The following is a 17731-nucleotide window of genomic DNA, read 5'->3' on the forward strand; positions in this document are numbered from 1 at the left end:
TCGTAGCGTGGGCGCATGACGGAACGACTGGTGGTCATCGGCGGGGACGCGGCGGGCATGTCCGCCGCGTCCCAGGCGCGTCGGCTCAAGGGGCCCGGGGAGCTGGAGATCGTCGCCTTCGAGCGGGGGCACTTCAGCTCCTACTCGGCCTGCGGCATCCCGTACTGGGTCGGCGGCGACGTCACGGCCCGGGACGAGCTGATCGCCCGCAGCCCCGAGGAGCACCGGGCCCGGGACATCGACCTGCGGACCCGCACCGAGGTGACCGCGCTCGACGTGGCCGGGCGGCGGGTGCTGGCCCGGGACCTGGAGTCGGGCGCGGAGGGCTGGACCGGCTACGACAAGCTGGTGATCGCGACCGGCGCCCGCCCGCTGCGCCCGCCGCTGCCGGGCATCGACGCGCCGGGGGTGCACGGGGTGCAGACCCTGGACGACGGGCAGGCGCTGCTGGACTCGCTGGGTCTGGCCCGGGGCCGGCGGGCGGTGGTCGTGGGCGCCGGGTACATCGGCGTGGAGATGGCGGAGGCGCTGCTCGGCCGCGGCTTCGAGGTGACGGTCCTGAACCGGGGCGAGCAGCCGATGGCGACGCTCGACCCGGACATGGGGCGGCTGGTGCACGCGGCGATGGACGGCCTCGGCATCACGACGGTCGGCTCGGCGGCGGTGACGAAGATCCTGACCGGCGCGGACGGCCGGGTCCGGGCGGTGGCGACGGACGCGGGCGAGTACCCGGCGGACGTGGTGGTGCTCGGCATGGGCGTGGTGCCGGAGACCTCGCTGGCGCGGGCGGCGGGGCTGCCGCTGGGCGCGCACGGCGGGCTGCTGACGGACCTGGCGATGCGGGTGCGGGGGCACGAGGACATCTGGGCGGGCGGCGACTGCGTCGAGGTCCTGGACCTGGTGTCGGGGCGGGAGCGGCACGTCCCGCTGGGCACCCACGCCAACAAGCACGGCCAGGTCATCGGCTCCAACGTGGGCGGCGGCTACGCGACCTTCCCCGGGGTGGTCGGCACGGCGGTGTCGAAGGTGTGCGACCTGGAGATCGCCAGGACCGGGCTGCGGGAGAAGGACGCCCGCGCGGTGGGGCTGCGGTACGTGACGGTGACCATCGAGTCGACGAGCCGGGCGGGCTACTACCCGGGGGCGGCGCCGATGACGGTGAAGATGCTGGCCGAGAAGCGCACCGGGCGGCTGCTCGGGGTGCAGATCGTGGGCCGGGAGGGCGCGGCGAAGCGGGTGGACGTCGCGGCGGTGGCGCTCACGGCGGGGATGACGGTGGAGGCGATGACGGCCCTGGACCTGGGGTACGCGCCGCCGTTCTCCCCGGTGTGGGACCCGGTCCTGGTGGCGGCCCGCAAGGCGGTGGCGGCGGTGCGGGCGGCGGGCTGAGCGGACGGGGCCCGTGACGCGCCCGGCGGGCCCGGGAGCGGGGTTACGGGCGGGCAGGCGGGTCTACGGGCTCCCGCGGGCTTACGGGCCCGGTCCCCCGTACGCGCGCGACGGCCGTCCCCGGGGTACGGGGACGGCCGTCGCGGGCGCGGGGCGGATCAGACGGCGGTGCGGGTGTGCACGTGCTCGACCAGGCGGGTCAGGGCGTCCGGGTCCATCGCGGGCATGACGCCGTGGCCCAGGTTGAAGACGTGGCCCTCCAGGCCCTTCGCGGCGGCGAGGACCTCGTCGGCCTTCTCCTCGACGACCTCGCGGGAGGCGAAGAGCACGGCCGGGTCCAGGTTGCCCTGGAGCGCCTTGCCGGGGCCGACGCGGCGGGCGGCCTCGTCGAGCGGGACGCGCCAGTCGACGCCGACGACGTCCGCGCCCGCCTCGCCCATGAGGCCGAGCAGCTCGCCGGTGCCGACGCCGAAGTGGATGCGCGGGACGCCGTACGAGGCGACCGCGTCGAACACCTTCGCGGAGGCGGGCATGACCGAGCGCCGGTAGTCGGCGGGGGCCAGCGCGCCGACCCAGGAGTCGAAGAGCTGGACGGCGGAGGCGCCGGCCTCGATCTGCACCTTGAGGAAGGCGGAGGTGATCTCGGCGAGGCGGTCGAGCAGGTCGGCCCACAGCTGCGGGTCGCCGTACATGAGGGCCTTGGTGTGCTCGTGGCTGCGGGACGGGCCGCCCTCGACGAGGTAGCTCGCGAGGGTGAACGGCGCGCCGGCGAAGCCGATGAGCGGGGTGGCGCCGAGCTCGCCGGTCAGCATCCCGATGGCCTCGGTGACGTAGTGCACGTCCTCGGGGGTCAGGTCGCGCAGCCGGGCCAGGTCGGCGCGGGTGCGGATCGGGTCGGCGACGACGGGGCCGACACCGGGCTTGATGTCGAGGTCGATGCCGATGGCCTTCAGCGGGACGACGATGTCGCTGAAGTAGATCGCGGCGTCGACCTTGTGGCGGCGCACGGGCTGCAGGGTGATCTCGGTGACCAGCTCGGGCCGCATGCACGACTCGAGCATCGGGATGCCCTCGCGGACCTTGAGGTACTCGGGCAGCGACCGCCCGGCCTGCCGCATGAACCAGACCGGCGTGTGCGGCACCGGCTCCCGGCGGCACGCCTTGAGGAACGCGGAGTCGTACGTCTGCGGCTGGTGCTTCGTCTGCTGGCCCTTCGGGCTGTCAATGGCGCTCACGCCCAGAATCTTCGCATGTGGCGAGAAGCCGCTCGCCCGGCGCGGGTGTCCCTCCCTGCGCACGGGCCCCGTTCCGCCTACTCTTCCCCGCATGGCTGCGGCTCAGGGACATTTTTCCGATCATTCCGACGGCATTCGAGGGACGGAGAAGACGGCGGGCGACAGGGTGGACCCCACGGAGAAGAACCCGGTGCCTCCCGCGTTCGGGCGGGCGGTCGAGGGGCTGCGCACGGCCCGGCTGCGGCCGGAGATCGAGGTCGATCCGACCCGGCCGCCGCAGCGGCTCGCCCCGTACGCGTACGCCCTGGAGGCGGCCGTGGTGGACGGCGAGGACGATCTGGCGGACGGGCGGCTCGTGCTGCTGCACGACCCGGCCGGGCACGAGGCGTGGAAGGGCACCTTCCGGCTGGTGACGCTGGTCAGGGCCGAGCTGGAGCCGGAGATGGCCGCCGATCCACTGCTGCCGGAGGTCTGCTGGTCCTGGCTGACCGGGGCGTTCGAGGCGCGCGGTCTGGCGTACGGGGAGGCGAGCGGGACCGTCACGATGGCGGGTTCGCACTACTTCGGCGGGCTGGCGGAGCGGCGCCCGGCGACCCAGATCGAGATCCGCGCCTCGTGGACGCCCCGGGAGGGCGCGGCCGGGGTGCCGGACACCGGGGCGCACCTGGCGGCCTGGTGCGACCTGCTCTGCCAGGTCGCGGGCCTGCCGCCGTCGCCGGCCGATCCGGGGGCGGGGACCACCTCGGGCGCGGGCGTCGTCTCGCTGCCGCAGCGGCGCGGGCCGCAGCAGCCCTAGCAGTCCGAGGCGCGCGAATGGGGTCGCCACCCCGTGCGGAACGTCGATTTCCGGACAGATCCTGTCGCGCGGCGCGTACGGCTCGTACGATGATCGATCACGCGTCCGAATTGCCCCAATTATTACTCACCAAATCGTGATCTTTCTCTAAAGGCGGGCGGCCCAGCTGCCGAAGGAGTCAGTGACCCCTTCACAGCACGGGTTCGCCCCCGGCTTCTTCCCCGAGCCGGCTCCGTCCCGCACCCTCCCAGGAGGCCTGGTGTCCGTTCTCCTCGAGCAGCCCGCAAGCCTGGTCGCCTACCGCCCGAACAAGCCGACCGCCATGGTCGTCGTGGCCGACCCGCGCGTCCGCTCCACCGTCACCCGCCACCTGTGGGCGCTCGGCGTGCGCGACGTCATCGAGGCGTCGTCCATCGCGGAGGCCCGCCCCCGCGTCGGCAACCCGCGCGACATCTGCGTGGCCGACGTCCACCTCCCCGACGGCAGCGGGCTCACCCTGCTGTCCGAGACCCGCGCGGCGGGCTGGCCCAACGGCCTGGCCCTGTCCGCCGCCGACGACATCGGCGCCGTGCGCAACGCCCTCGCGGGCGGCGTCAAGGGCTATGTCGTCACCGGTACGCGTACCAACATCGGCCACCCGACCCGCCCCGGCGCCGCCCCCATCGGCTCCGCCGCGGCCCGCCTCGGCCACCGCCGCCCCCCGGGTGCCCCGAGCCACCCGGGCGGCTACCGCGAGCTCTCCGGCCGTGAGGTCGAGGTGCTCCGGCTGGTGGCCGAGGGCCAGTCCAACAAGGCGATCGGCGTCTCCATGGGGCTGTCCGCCCTGACCGTGAAGAGCCACCTCGCCCGCATCGCCCGCAAGCTGGGCACCGGTGACCGGGCCGGCATGGTCGCCGTGGCCCTGCGCACCGGGATCATCCACTGAGCGGCACGCCCCTCTCCCTCCGTCCCCTCACTCCCCCTCCCCACCCCCTCCCCACCCCTCTCCCTCCCCGCCCCGAAGCCCTGAGCCGCTGAAGCGCCGAGCCCCGAGGGCCCGACAGCGCACGACAGGCTCTCCAGAGTGGACAAACCCCCGGCACCTGTCGACGGAACGTTCCCTCCGGCGCGACCACCCCGGTCGTTCCGGCCGTTCCGTCGGCGGGTGCTTGCCATTCGCAGATACCCTTGACAGGTGACCGACGCCCAAGACACCGCTAGCGACACAGCGCTGCGAACCACCGGGGGCGCCCCCTCGGACGACGACGTCCCTGCGAATGGGCTGCCGATCCCGTTGCTCGAACCCCGCGAGGGCGTGCCGCCCGTCGTGGAGACCGCCGAGGCCCTCGCCGAGGTCGTCGCCGCCTTCGCGGCCGGCCGGGGCCCCGTGGCCGTGGACGCCGAGCGCGCCTCCGGCTACCGCTACGGACAGCGCGCCTATCTCGTCCAGCTCCGCCGCGAGGGCGCGGGCACCGCGCTGATCGACCCGGTCGGCTGCCCGGACCTGACGGCCCTCGGCGAGGCGCTGGCCGGCACCGAATGGATCTTGCACGCCGCGACCCAGGACCTGCCGTGCCTGCGGGACATAGGCATGGTGCCGACGCGGCTCTTCGACACCGAGCTCGCCGGACGCCTCGCGGGCTTCCCCCGGGTCGGCCTCGGCGCGATGGTCGAGTCCGTCCTCGGCTACGCCCTGGAGAAGGGGCACTCCGCCGTCGACTGGTCCACCCGCCCGCTGCCCGAGCCCTGGCTGCGCTACGCCGCGCTCGACGTGGAGCTCCTCGTCGACCTGCGCGACGCGCTGGAGAAGGAGCTCGACCGGCAGGGGAAGCTGGGCTGGGCCCTGGAGGAGTTCGACGCCATCGCCTCGGCCCCGCCGGCCCCGCCGCGCAAGGACCCCTGGCGCCGCACCTCCGGGATGCACAAGGTGCGCAGGCGCCGCCAGATGGCGGTGGTCCGCGAGCTGTGGACCGCCCGCGACAAGGTGGCGCAGCGGCGGGACGTCTCCCCCGGCAAGGTGCTGAGCGACTCCGCGATCGTGGAGGCGGCCCTCGCGCTGCCGCCGAACGCGGGCGCGCTGTCCGCGCTGCCGGGCTTCGGCCAGCGGATGGGCAAGCGGCAGCTGGAGCAGTGGCAGGCGGCCGTGGACCGGGCGAAGGCGCTCCCGGAGTCGGAGCTGCCGCAGCCGGGCCAGCAGCCGGCGGGTCCCCCGCCGCCGCGCGCCTGGGCCGACAAGGACCCGGCCGCCGCGGCCCGGCTCTCGGCGGCGCGCGCCGCGGTGTCAGCGCTGGCGGAGGAGCTGAACCTGCCGCAGGAGAACCTGATCACCCCGGACACCGTGCGGCGGGTCTGCTGGGAGCCCCCGGCCCCGGTCACCGCGGACAGGGTCGCCGAGGCCCTGACCGCGCACGGTGCCCGCGCGTGGCAGGTCGGCCTGGTCACCCCGCTCCTGACCACGGCCCTCCAGGCCCACCCGTAACGCTCCCACCGGCCCGGACCTGACGAAGTACGGCCGACACCGCCGCCGAGCACGAGCCCCCGGACCCCGGTCCGGGGGCTTCGGCGTGTCACCGGCGGCGAGCCGCCCGGGAGCGCCTTCGTCGGGTACCCGACAGGCGCGTGAGCACGTCGAGGGCGGCACGGCGGCGCTCTGGCCGGGAGGACCACACGGCTGGCAGCGCGACCGCGGCCAGCAGCATCACGGGGCCGAGTCCGATCAGGTTGAGCAACAGCATTAGCGGCCAGGACTGCATGGAGGTCTCCCGTCTTCGAGGCGACGGTCGTGTACCGCCGCACCCCCGACTGTGGCGGCCCCGACTTCGACACCGTTCCTTTTCCGAAGATTTCCGAAGGGCCGGGCGGCCTCGCAGGTCAGGCCGTACGCTGCTGCGGCCGGAGCCGCAGTCGTCCGAAGCCGGGGGGCCAGTTCGTGACTGAAGGAGGTCCAAGCGCCGTCGCGCATTTCTGTGCCGCGCTACGTCACCTCGTCGAGACGCACAACGTGTCGCAGTCGGGCATCGCACGGGCCCTGGGCCGAAGCGAGTCCACCGTCTCCGAACTCTTGAGCGGCCGGCGCTCCACGCCGCCTCGGTTGGACGACGTACTCGGAATCGTCCAGTACTGCGGGAAGCACTCGCGGACCCGAGAGCGGTCCGGCCTCTCGCTCGACCCGGCGTACTGGCGTGCCCGCCATGCGGAACTGGAGGTCGTCGCCGACAGAGTGATCGTCGAGAGGCCGCGGCGCCCTCGCTCCGCCGAAATCGATCTGTGGGCGTGGTTCGACGAGGACCATCGTGACGTGGCCGGCGCAGTGGCGATCCTGGCCTCGGGACGTGCGCGTCTCGACGGCTTCATCGACGCACTGCTCGCGCCACTGGCCCTGGACGGATCACCACCGGCCGACGTCCACCGGCTGCTGAGCGGGTACGGAAGCCGTGTCCGCGGCACCTTCGGCATGGAACGGACTGCCCTGCTCTGTGCCGCCGACGTACTGGTCCATGTCGCGGCGTTCTGCGAGACGGTGGCCCGAGCGGACATCACCCCGTCCGAGGACTGGGGTGCGGGTCCGGCAGACGTCATGACGGACGCCCTCCACGAACTCGGCCAGGTCGACCTCGGCTCCTTCCGGACCCGGGATCCCGCCGAGCTGCGCGCAGAGCTGATGTCCTCGTACCGCGCGGCAGGCGCCGTCGTCTGTCGGCCCGCCATTGCCGACTCCCCCTCGGCCGAGCGGATCGCACGGACAGCGATGCGCAGGTACGACGCCTTGGTGTCCGAGCTGGCCTGGTCCTGCCCTGAGTTCGGCTTGACGTCCGACAGCATGCTGGTGCCCGCCGACGAGGACGAGCCCCCGACACGCGCGGACAGGACGGGACTGGGGAGGCTCGGGTCACTGCTGAGCGACTTCGCCGGAGGCGGGCATCCACGAGGACGCGCGCGGGCACGGCTGCGTGACCCGATCGCTCCCGTCGACGTCTCGGGACTCGTGATCCCCTCGCTCGCCGACGGTTACGTGGCCCCTTCCTTCCGCTTCGCCCCCCGCCCGGAGAATCGCCACCTGGCCAGTGACGAGTGGTGGGAACGCCAGCCGGTGCGCGAGGACCTCGCCACCTTCCTGGCCGCGTACCTGCTCACCGAGCGGGCTGTGCGGGCCCCGCTCCTGGTGCTCGGACACCCCGGATCCGGGAAGTCGCTGCTGACCCGGCTCTTGGAGGCTCATCTACCCGAGGAGGAGTTCTTCCTCATCCGAGTGGAGTTGCGCCATGTGTCCGCAGACCTGGATGTACAGGAGCAGATCGAGCAGGCGATGGCACGGGCCACAGGGCGCCGCACGCCGTGGCCCGACGTGGTGAACGAGGCGTCGGGTGTCGTCCGTGTCGTCCTGCTCGACGGCTTCGACGAACTGCTTCAGGCCGGCGCGCAGGGCCGCGGCCGCGAACGACTGTGGGGCTACCTCGACGAGATCGAACGCTTGCAGTCCAGGGAGGCGCAGTGGGGCCGCCCCACGGTCGTCGTGGTCACGAGCCGGACCGTCGTCGCCGACCGGGCACATCTGCCGGCCACTGCCACTGTGGTGCGGCTGGAGCCGTTCGGCGAGCAACACATCACGCGATGGCTGGACATCTGGGCCGCGGCGAACAACCGGTACTTCAGGGAGCGGAGCCTCCAACCACTCACCTGGGAGGTCGTGCATCCTCACGAGGATCTCGCACGGCAGCCGCTGCTCCTGCTCATGCTCGCGTTGTACGACGCGGCGGGGAATCCACTGCGCCTCCACCGGGAGCTCGGCCGGGAGCGCGTCGAGGTCTACGAGACGCTACTGGAGGAGTTCGTCCGGCGGGAGGTCGTAAAACTGTCCGGCTCGCTGCCAGACGTCACGGAGGCCATCGCCGTGGAGACGGAGCTACGCCGTCTCGGGGCCATCGCGACCGGCATGTTCCATCGCCGCAGCCAGAGCATCACGGCGACCGACGCCGAACGGGACCTCGCGGAGCTGTTGGAGAGCAGTGGCTCGCCGCTCGTCTTCGGCCGTTTCTTCTTCGTCCACGAGTCGCAGGCCGTGGTCGCGGAGGAGGAGCTTCGCACCTACGAGTTCCTCCACGCGACCTTCGGTGAGCACCTCGCGGCGCGGCTGCTCTGTAGCAAACTCACCGGTCTGCTGGACACGGCTGCCCCCGAGGCTCAGGATCTGGACGACCGTCCGCTGCGCGCCCTCCTGTCTGTGGTACCGCTCACCGACCGGGTGGAAGTGGTGCGCCACGTACACGGGCTGCTGACCACCAGCGGCGAAGCGCGCCGTGACGCCTTGGTCCGACTGCTGCGGGGGTTGTTCGCGAAGGCGCACGACGACAACGGGCGTGGCACGGACATCGCCTACCGGCCGATCCCCCAGAGCGCCGTCGAACGCGACGCGGTCTACGGCGCCAACCTGCTCCTGCTCTGCGTCGTGGTCGCGGGAGAGCTCGATCTCGCCTCGTTCCTGCCCGGGACCCAACTCGTCGCGGATGCGTGGGCCCGCTGGAGCCATCTGTGGCGATCCCAGTTCAGCGACGCCTCGTGGACGTCCTTCACCAGGTTCCTCGCCGTGCGGCGCGCCGGAGGGCTGCGTGAACGGTGGATCGGCTTGCGAGCGGAAGGCTCGGCGGAGACCGATTCGGCCTGGTCCGTTGCCGTGCCAACGTCCCGGGCCGGTGGATTCCACACGCCTGATGCACGATCCGTGGCTGAGCTGGCCCGGCGGGTCACGTTCCTGGGGGACGCGGACGCGGCGGAGCTATTCCACGCACTCGTCCCACTGCTCAGCCGCCTGCCCGGCGCCCTGAGGACGTACGTGGCCGATCCTGCGGGTGACGTCCGGTCCTCGGCCCACGCCCTCACCAATCTGGTGAGCGGTGGACGGCAGAAGGCCGGGGACGTCACCGCCGCATATGCCGATCTCCTCGCGATGCTGCCACACCTGTCCGAGGAGGATCGCCCAAAGATGTCGGAGATCCTGGCACGACAGCTCACGGAGGACGCCGCCGTGCTACCCGGGCCCACCGTCTTGGCCCTGCTCAGGGCCCTGACATTGCCGGCTGTGACGTCCGCGGACCGGCATCGCCTCGTGCCTGTCTGGCGCATGCTCATCGGCTGCGTCCACAGTCTCGTGGGCCGTCCCGATGTGCCTCAGCCGGAACTGGACTTGGCGGCCGCGCGCCTGAGCGACTTCCTGTGGGGAGCCGAACGGCATCAGGGCCTCGCCGCTGTCATCGCCCAAGCAGACACGACCCAGGTGTGGCGGCACACCGCGTCGGGCACGACGGACGGAACCCTCAGTCGGCATGCCGTGGCGCTGTCTGGCGCTCCGCCCACCGAACGCCCCTTCCTCACCGTCGGGCTCCTGCGTCTCGCCCGGGAGCTCGGCCGGACGGACTGGCTGGCCGAGCACGCGGAGCCACTTCTGCTGACGCTGGACCTCGCCTCGCTGGGGCGGCTGAGGGCCACGGACGTCGATGCCCTTCTGCCGCTGGTCCACGACACTGCCCTGCGGCAGCTGCTCACCCGCATCCGCAGCGTGTGGCGCGGCGGAGAAGCGCCACTCTCGGGCGGCACAAAATGATCGGGCCGTACGGCGGAGGGCGCGTCGGCGCCGCGTCCGGGTACCGTCGCGCGATGTGACCTTCGCCGCTTGGCGCGGGGGGACTGGGCAGTGCGGTTACCCGCAAGTAGCATGGGGGAGCAAGCGCGCGCTTAGGCGCGTGCCGGGCAGTGCGCCCGCAGCAGTGCCACCCCGCACCCTGGAGGAGAGCCATCGTGCCTCGTACCGTCAGGGACGTCGTCTTCGTCGACGGCGTCCGTACCCCGTTCGGCAAGGCGGGCCCGAAGGGCATCTACCACGAGACCCGCGCCGACGACCTGGTCGTCAAGGCCATCCGGGAGCTGCTGCGCCGCAACCCCGGTCTCGACCCCGCCAAGATCGACGAGGTCGCCATCGCCGCGACCACGCAGATCGGCGACCAGGGCCTGACCCTCGGCCGGACCGCGGGCATCCTCGCGGGGCTGCCGCAGTCCGTGCCCGGCTACTCCATCGACCGCATGTGCGCCGGTGCGCTGACCGCCGTCACCTCGGTGGCCGGTTCGATCGCCTTCGGCGCCTACGACGCCGTCATCGCCGGTGGCGTCGAGCACATGGGCCGCCACCCCATGGGCGAGGGCGTGGACCCGAACCCGCGCTTCGTCAGCGAGAAGCTGGTCGACGAGTCCGCCCTCTTCATGGGCATGACCGCCGAGAACCTGCACGACCGCTACCCCTCCATCACCAAGCGGCGCGCCGACGAGTACGCCGTGCGCTCGCAGGAGAAGGCCGCCAAGGCGTACGCCGACGGCAAGATCCAGCAGGACCTGGTGCCGATCTCGGTGCGCCGCACCTCGCCGGAGGCCGGTGAGACCGGCTGGGGCCTGGTCACCGCCGACGAGCCGATGCGCCCGGGCACCACCCTGGAGTCGCTGGCGGGCCTGAAGACGCCGTTCCGCGTCCACGGCAACGTCACCGCGGGCAACGCGGCCGGCCTGAACGACGGCGCCACCGCCTCGATCATCGCCTCCGAGGACTTCGCCCGCGAGAACGGCCTCCCGGTCAAGATGCGCCTCGTCTCCTACGCCTTCGCCGGCGTGGAGCCCGAGGTCATGGGCTACGGCCCGATCCCGGCGACCGAGAAGGCGCTGGCCAAGGCCGGCCTGTCGATCGACGACATCCAGCTCTTCGAGATCAACGAGGCGTTCGCGGTCCAGGTCCTCGCCTTCCTGGAGCACTACGGCATCGCCGACGACGACGCCCGCGTGAACCAGTACGGCGGCGCCATCGCGTACGGCCACCCGCTCGCCTCCTCCGGCGTCCGTCTGATGACGCAGCTGGCCCGCCAGTTCGAGGAGCAGCCGGAGGTCCGCTACGGCCTCACCACCATGTGCGTCGGCTTCGGCATGGGCGCCACGGTCATCTGGGAGAACCCGAACCACAAGGACGCCGGAGGCAGCAAGTGAGCACCACCGCAGAGCTTCTGAAGGGCGCCGCCGAGCTCTTCCCGGACGAGGTCGTCACCTCGGCCCACGTACGTCACTTCGAACTCCCCGCGGGCGCGGGCCGGTTCGCGCTGATCACGCTGGACAACGGCTTCGACCACACCAAGCCGACCACCTTCGGCCCGCAGTCGCTGGCGAACCTGAACACCGCGATCGACCAGGTCGAGGCCGAGGCCGCGAACGGTGAGATCGTCGGCGTCGGCGTCACCGGCAAGCCGTTCATCTTCGCCGTCGGCGCCGACCTCAAGGGCGTCGAGCTGCTCAAGCGGCACGAGGACGCGCTCGCCATCGGCAAGGGCGGCCACGACGTCTTCAAGCGGCTCGCGGGCCTCGCCGTGCCGACCTTCGCGTACTACAACGGCGCGGCCATGGGCGGCGGCGTCGAGGTCGGTCTGCACTGCTCCTACCGCACCGTGTCGAAGGCCCTGCCGGCCTTCTCGCTGCCCGAGGTCTTCCTCGGCCTGGTGCCCGGCTGGGGCGGCTGCACGATCCTGCCGAACCTGATCGGCGCGGAGAAGGCCGTCTCGGTCATCATCGAGAACAGCCTCAACCAGAACCGTCAGCTCAAGGGCAAGCAGGTCTTCGAGCTCGGCATCGCCGACGCGCTGTTCGAGGGCGCCGACTTCCTGGAGCAGTCCCTCATCTGGACGGCCGGTGTCCTGGGCGGCTCCGTCGCCGTCGAGCGCCCGGAGATCGACCGCGGCGAGGGCTGGGACCAGGCCGTCGCCAAGGGCCGCGCCCTCGCCGACTCCAAGGTGCACGGCGCCGCCCCCGCCGCCTACCGCGCCCTCGACATCATCGAGGCCGCCAAGGACGGCGACCTGCAGAAGGGCTACGACGCCGAGGACCAGGCCCTCGCGGACCTGATCATGGGCGGCGAGCTCCGCTCCGGCATCTACGCCTTCAACCTGGTGCAGAAGCGCGGCAAGCGCCCCGCCGGTGCCCCGGACAAGTCCCTCGCCCGCCCGGTCACCAAGGTCGGCGTCGTCGGCGCCGGTCTGATGGCCTCCCAGCTCGCGCTGCTCTTCCTGCGCCGCCTGGAGGTGCCGGTCGTCCTGACCGACATCGACCAGGAGCGCGTCGACAAGGGCGTCGGCTACGTCCACGGCGAGATCGAGAAGCTGCTCGGCAAGGGCCGCATCAACCAGGACAAGGCCAACCGCCTCAAGGGCCTGGTCTCCGGCGTGCTGGACAAGGCCGAGGGCTTCGCGGACGCGGACTTCATCATCGAGGCCGTGTTCGAGGAGATGTCCGTCAAGCAGAAGGTGTTCGCGGAGGTCGAGGCGGTCGCCCCGGCGCACGCGATCCTCGCCACCAACACCTCCTCGCTGTCGGTCTCCGAGATGGCGTCGAAGCTCCGGCACCCCGAGCGCGTGGTCGGCTTCCACTTCTTCAACCCGGTCGCGATCCTCCCGCTCCTGGAGATCGTGCGCGGCGAGCGGACCGACGACGCCTCGCTGGCCACCGCCTTCGGCGTCGCCAGGAAGCTGAAGAAGACGGCCGTGCTCACGAAGGACGCCCCGGCGTTCGTCGTGAACCGCATCCTGACCCGCTTCATGGGCGAGATCCAGAACGTCATCGACGAGGGCACCCCGGTCGCCGTCGCCGAGAAGGGCGTCGAGCCGCTCGGCCTGCCGATGTCGCCGCTGGTGCTCCTGGAGCTGGTCGGCCCGGCGATCGGCCTGCACGTCTCCGAGACCCTGAACCGCGCCTTCCCGGAGCGCTTCACCGTCTCCCCCAACCTGAAGGCGGTCGTCGAGGCCGGCAAGCGCGGCTTCTACGTCTACAAGCCGGAGAACGGCTTCAAGCCGGAGCTGGACCCCGAGGTCGCCGCGCTCCTCAAGCAGGGCGACGTCGTCCTGACCGAGGAGCAGGTCCGCGCCCGCGTCCTGGACGCGGTCGCGCAGGAGATCGGCCTGATGTTGGAGGAGGGTGTCGTCGCCGAGGCGCAGGACATCGACCTCTGCCTGATCACGGGCGCGGGCTGGCCCTTCCACCTGGGCGGCATCACGCCGTACCTGGACCGTGAGGGCGTCTCCGAGCGCGTCAACGGCAAGCGGTTCCTCGCGCAGGGCGTCGCGAGCGTCCCCGCGTAACGCCGCCGTACGGCCCCTGACGGCCCCGGTACCGCTTCGGCGGTGCCGGGGCCGTCATGCTGTGCGCATGGAGCTTCTGATCGTCGACGGGGCGAACGTGGTCGGGTCCGTACCCGATGGCTGGTGGAAGGACCGGTTCGGGGCCGCCGAGCGGCTGCGGGACCGGCTCGCCGCGCGCGGCGGGCCCGCTGAGGGCGGCCCGTACGAGATCGTGCTCGTCGTGGAGGGCCGGGCCCGGGGCGTGGCCTCCGTGCCGGGGGTACGGGTCGAGGACGCGCCCGGCAGCGGTGACGACCACATCGTGGAGCTGGTCCGGAACGCGGCCGGCCGGCCGTGTCTGGTGGTCACGGCCGACCGGGAGCTGCGGCGGCGGGTGGCGGAGGCGGGCGGGCGCTGCGCCGGGCCCCGGAGCCTGCCCTAGCGGGTCTCGTTCGCCCGCTCCGTGGCCAGGCGGCTGTGGGTGCGCCCGTACAGGTAGTAGACGACGAAGCCGATCAGCATCCAGACGGCGAAGCGGAACCAGGTCTCGGCGGGCAGGTTGAGCATCAGCCAGACCGAGGCGGCGATCGAGATGACCGGCAGCACCGGGACCCACGGGGTGCGGAAGGCGCGGGGCAGGTCGGGGCGGGTGCGGCGCAGGACGATCACGCCGACGGCGACCACGACGAAGGCGAACAGGGTGCCGATGTTCACCAGGGTCGCCAGCTCGTTGATGCTGGTGAAGCCGGCGACGACGGCGATGACCGCGCCGAGCAGGATGGTCGGCCGGTACGGGGTCTTGAAGCGCGGGTGGGTGATGGAGAAGAAGCGGGGCAGCAGCCCGTCCCGGCTCATCGCGAAGAACACCCGGGTCTGGCCGAGCAGCAGGATCAGGCAGACGGTGGTGAGGCCGATGGCGGCACCGAAGCTGATCACCCCCGCGTAGAAGGGGTGGCCGACGGCCTTGAAGGCGTCGGCGAGCGGGGCGCTGACGGAGAGGTCGGTGTACTTCTGCATCCCGGTGACGACGAGGGCGACGGCCACGTACAGGATCGTGCAGATGAGCAGCGAGCCGAGGATGCCGCGGGGCATGTCCCGCTGCGGCAGCTTGGTCTCCTCGGCGGCGGTGGCGACCACGTCGAAGCCGATGAAGGCGAAGAAGACGACGGAGGCGGCGGTGAAGATGCCCATCACGCCGAAGTTGGTCGGGGCGTAGCCGAACATCAGCTGGATCAGCGGCTCGGTCCAGTCGGAGCCGCCGCCGGGCGGGGTGACGGCGGGCGGGATGAACGGCTTGTAGTTGTCGCCGACGATGAAGAACAGGCCCGCGACGATCACGATCAGCACGACCGCCACCTTGATGGAGACGACCACGGCGGTGATCCGCGCCGACAGCTTCATGCCGAGCACGAGGACCGCCGTCAGCACCAGGACCAGCACGAAGGCGAGGATGTCGAAGGTGCCGCCGGCCACGTCCGGGCCTTCGAGGGCGGCCGGCAGGTGCCAGCCGACGTTGTCCATCAGCGAGCGCACGTAGCCGGACCAGCCGACGGCGACGACGGCGGTGCCGAGCGCGAACTCCAGCACCAGGTCCCAGCCGATGATCCAGGCCGGCAGCTCGCCGATGGAGGCGTACGCGAAGGTGTACGCGGATCCCGCGACCGGCACCGTGGAGGCGAACTCCGCGTAGCACAGGGCGGCGAGCGCGCAGACGATGCCGGCGGCGACGAAGGCGAGCGCGGTGGCCGGGCCCGCGTTCTCCTTGGCGACCTTGCCGGTGAGGACGAAGATGCCGGTGCCGATGATGACGCCGACGCCGAAGACGGTGAGGTCCCAGGCGGACAGGGACTTCCTGAGGGCGTGCTCCGGCTCCTCGGTGTCGCGGATCGACTGCTCGACCGACTTGGTCCGGAACACCCCTGCACGCGCGGGTGGTCGCTGGTCCGTACTCATGTCGCACCTCCTGCCGGGTGGGCTGCCCGCCCCCGGGCCGGAATGCACGCGGAAGGGCCGGTCGGCACTCCGAAGAGTGAACCGACCGGCCCAAAGGTGACGCTCAGTGAGTCCGCCGCCGCCGGATCAGTCGCGGACGGGTGCCACGGCCTTGGCGCTCGTCTCGAACCTGCCGTCCAGCCGCGAGACCAGGCCGGTGACCTGGCGCGCGATGTCCGGGGCGGTGAGCCCGATCTCCGCCATGACCTCGCCCCGGGAGGCGTGGTCGAGGAAGACCGGCGGGATGCCGAAGTCGCGCAGCGGGACGTCGACACCCGCGTCGCGCAGCGCCTGGGCGACGGCGGAGCCGACGCCGCCGACGCGGCTGTTGTCCTCGACGGTGACGACCACGCGGTGCCGCTCGGCGAGCGGGGCCATGGCCTCGTCGACGGGCTTGACCCAGCGCGGGTCGACCACGGTGGTGGAGATGCCCTGCTTGTCGAGCAGGTCGGCGATCTCCAGGCACATCGGCGCCAGCGCGCCGACCGAGACCAAGAGGACGTCCGGCGTGTCGCTGCCCGGCTCGCGGAGCACGTCCATGCCGCCGATCCGGCGCAGCGCCGGGACCGCGGGGCCGACCGCGCCCTTGGAGAAGCGGACCACGGTGGGCGCGTCGGTGACCTCGACGGCCTCGCGCAGCTGGGCGCGGACCTGATCGGCGTCGCGCGGGGCGGCGAGCCGCAGGCCGGGCACGACCTGGAGGATCGACATGTCCCACATGCCGTTGTGGGAGGCGCCGTCGGTGCCGGTGACACCGGCCCGGTCCAGGACGAAGGTGACGCCGCACTTGTGCAGGGCGACGTCCATCAGGACCTGGTCGAAGGCGCGGTTGAGGAAGGTCGCGTAGACGGCGAAGACCGGGTGGAGGCCGCCGGTGGCGAGGCCCGCCGCGGAGACCGCGCCGTGCTGCTCGGCGATACCGACGTCGAACACGCGGTCGGGGAACGCCTTGGCGAACTTGTCGAGGCCGACCGGCTGGAGCATGGCCGCGGTGATCGCGACGATGTCCGCGCGCTCCTTGCCGAGCTCGACCATCTCCTGGCCGAAGACGCTGGTCCAGTCGGCGCCGGAGGAGGCGATCGGCAGACCCGTGTCGGGGTGGATCTTGCCGACGGCGTGGAAGCGGTCCGCCTCGTCCTGGAGGGCCGGCTGGTAGCCGCGGCCCTTCTCGGTGAGGCAGTGCACGATCACCGGGCCGCCGAAGCGCTTGGCGCGGGTGAGCGCGGACTCCAGGGCCTCGATGTCGTGCCCGTCGATGGGGCCGACGTACTTCAGGCCGAGGTCCTCGAACATGCCCTGCGGGGCGATGAAGTCCTTGAGGCCCTTCTTGGCGCCGTGCAGGGTCTCGTAGAGCGGCTTCCCGACGACGGGGGTGCGCTCCAGGATGTCCTTGCCGCGGGCGAGGAAGCGCTCGTAGCCGTCGGTGGTGCGCAGGGTCGCCAGATGGTTGGCGAGGCCGCCGATGGTGGGCGCGTAGGAGCGCTCGTTGTCGTTCACCACGATGACCAGCGGGCGGTCCTTGGCGGCGGCGATGTTGTTCAGCGCCTCCCAGGCCATGCCGCCGGTGAGGGCGCCGTCGCCGATGACCGCGACGACGTGGTCGTCCTTGCGGCGGATCTCGTTGGCCTTGGCCAGTCCGTCGGCCCAGCCGAGGACGGTGGAGGCGTGCGAGTTCTCGATGACGTCGTGCTCGGACTCCGCCTGCGAGGGGTATCCGGACAGGCCGCCCTTCATCTTGAGCTTGGAGAAGTCCTGGCGGCCCGTGAGCAGCTTGTGGACGTAGCTCTGGTGCCCGGTGTCGAAGAGCACCTTGTCCTTGGGCGAGTCGAAGACGCGGTGCAGGGCGATGGTCAGCTCGACCACGCCGAGGTTGGGGCCGAGGTGCCCGCCGGTCTTGGAGACGGCGTCCACGAGGAACGACCTGATTTCTCCGGCCAGCCGGTCCAGCTGTTCCGAGGAGAGCCGGTCCAGATCCCGCGGTCCCCTGATACGGGTCAGCAGAGCCACCCGTGCCTCCTTGCGTTTGAGCTGGTCGAGCTTGCCGATTTGTCGAGTCTAATGTTCCGTCTTGGATCGTGGGCATCGGGCCGGGGTACCGAGCGTCACTCGTCCGGCCTACACACCGATGATCCGTGCGGCCGGTGCACTGGTCCGGACGCAGCAGCGCCCGGCGCCGGTTCTCGGCGCCGGGCGGAGTGTGGCGAGCG

Annotated in this window: 11 protein-coding genes; 8 read left to right on the top strand and 3 right to left on the bottom strand. The window is 72.0% G+C overall.

Annotated elements, in window-relative coordinates; genetic code table 11:
• Positions 1-15: 15 nt before the first annotated feature.
• Positions 16-1389: an FAD-dependent oxidoreductase gene (locus AB0C99_RS12175; protein ID WP_362473266.1), complete on the top strand. Its 1374-nt coding sequence runs from the start codon at positions 16-18 to the stop codon at positions 1387-1389.
• A 158-nt stretch (positions 1390-1547) separates the two neighbouring features.
• Here AB0C99_RS12175 and hemE read toward each other — a convergent pair whose 3' ends face one another.
• Entirely contained in the window at positions 1548-2624 is a 1077-nt protein-coding gene (gene hemE / locus AB0C99_RS12180; RefSeq protein WP_362473269.1) for a uroporphyrinogen decarboxylase, read from the bottom strand.
• A gap of 91 nt (positions 2625-2715) precedes the next feature.
• On the opposite strand from hemE, the gene AB0C99_RS12185 reads away from it, so the two are divergent.
• The 7 genes from AB0C99_RS12185 to AB0C99_RS12215 all read left to right on the top strand — a co-directional run bounded on the left by AB0C99_RS12185 (position 2716) and on the right by AB0C99_RS12215 (position 13974).
• Positions 2716-3420 carry a DUF3000 domain-containing protein gene (locus tag AB0C99_RS12185; RefSeq protein ID WP_362473272.1) on the top strand — a complete coding sequence of 235 codons (705 nt, stop codon included), beginning with the start codon at positions 2716-2718 and terminating at the stop codon, positions 3418-3420.
• 259 nt (positions 3421-3679) lie between these two features.
• Positions 3680-4345, top strand: coding sequence for a response regulator transcription factor (locus AB0C99_RS12190; RefSeq protein ID WP_017242457.1), 666 nt, complete (start codon positions 3680-3682; stop codon positions 4343-4345).
• A 249-nt stretch (positions 4346-4594) separates the two neighbouring features.
• On the top strand, positions 4595-5878 hold the full coding sequence (locus tag AB0C99_RS12195; RefSeq protein ID WP_362473275.1) for a ribonuclease D: 1284 nt from the start codon (positions 4595-4597) through the stop codon (positions 5876-5878).
• A gap of 303 nt (positions 5879-6181) precedes the next feature.
• Complete coding sequence (locus tag AB0C99_RS12200) at positions 6182-9997, top strand: helix-turn-helix domain-containing protein (protein ID WP_362473278.1); 3816 nt, start codon at positions 6182-6184, stop codon at positions 9995-9997.
• Between the two features lie 194 nt (positions 9998-10191).
• Entirely contained in the window at positions 10192-11418 is a 1227-nt protein-coding gene (locus AB0C99_RS12205) for an acetyl-CoA C-acyltransferase (RefSeq protein ID WP_362473281.1), read from the top strand.
• Positions 11415-13553 carry a 3-hydroxyacyl-CoA dehydrogenase NAD-binding domain-containing protein gene (locus AB0C99_RS12210; protein WP_362473284.1) on the top strand — a complete coding sequence of 713 codons (2139 nt, stop codon included), beginning with the start codon at positions 11415-11417 and terminating at the stop codon, positions 13551-13553. Before AB0C99_RS12205 ends, AB0C99_RS12210 begins: the two co-directional genes overlap by 4 nt.
• A gap of 67 nt (positions 13554-13620) precedes the next feature.
• Positions 13621-13974, top strand: a complete 354-nt coding sequence (locus AB0C99_RS12215) for an NTP pyrophosphohydrolase (RefSeq protein ID WP_362473287.1) — start codon at positions 13621-13623, stop codon at positions 13972-13974.
• On the opposite strand, the gene AB0C99_RS12220 is transcribed toward AB0C99_RS12215, so the two are convergent.
• The gene (locus AB0C99_RS12220; protein WP_362473289.1) at positions 13971-15485 is read right to left on the bottom strand and encodes an amino acid permease; all 1515 of its coding nucleotides are present in this window, start codon (positions 15483-15485) and stop codon (positions 13971-13973) included. The genes AB0C99_RS12215 and AB0C99_RS12220 overlap by 4 nt on opposite strands.
• Before the next feature lie 126 nt (positions 15486-15611).
• Complete coding sequence (dxs, locus tag AB0C99_RS12225; protein ID WP_362473292.1) at positions 15612-17531, bottom strand: 1-deoxy-D-xylulose-5-phosphate synthase; 1920 nt, start codon at positions 17529-17531, stop codon at positions 15612-15614.
• Positions 17532-17731: the final 200 nt, after the last annotated feature.

The sequence above is a fragment of the Streptomyces sp. NPDC048659 genome, from assembly GCF_040650575.1.
Lineage (GTDB): Bacteria > Actinomycetota > Actinomycetes > Streptomycetales > Streptomycetaceae > Streptomyces.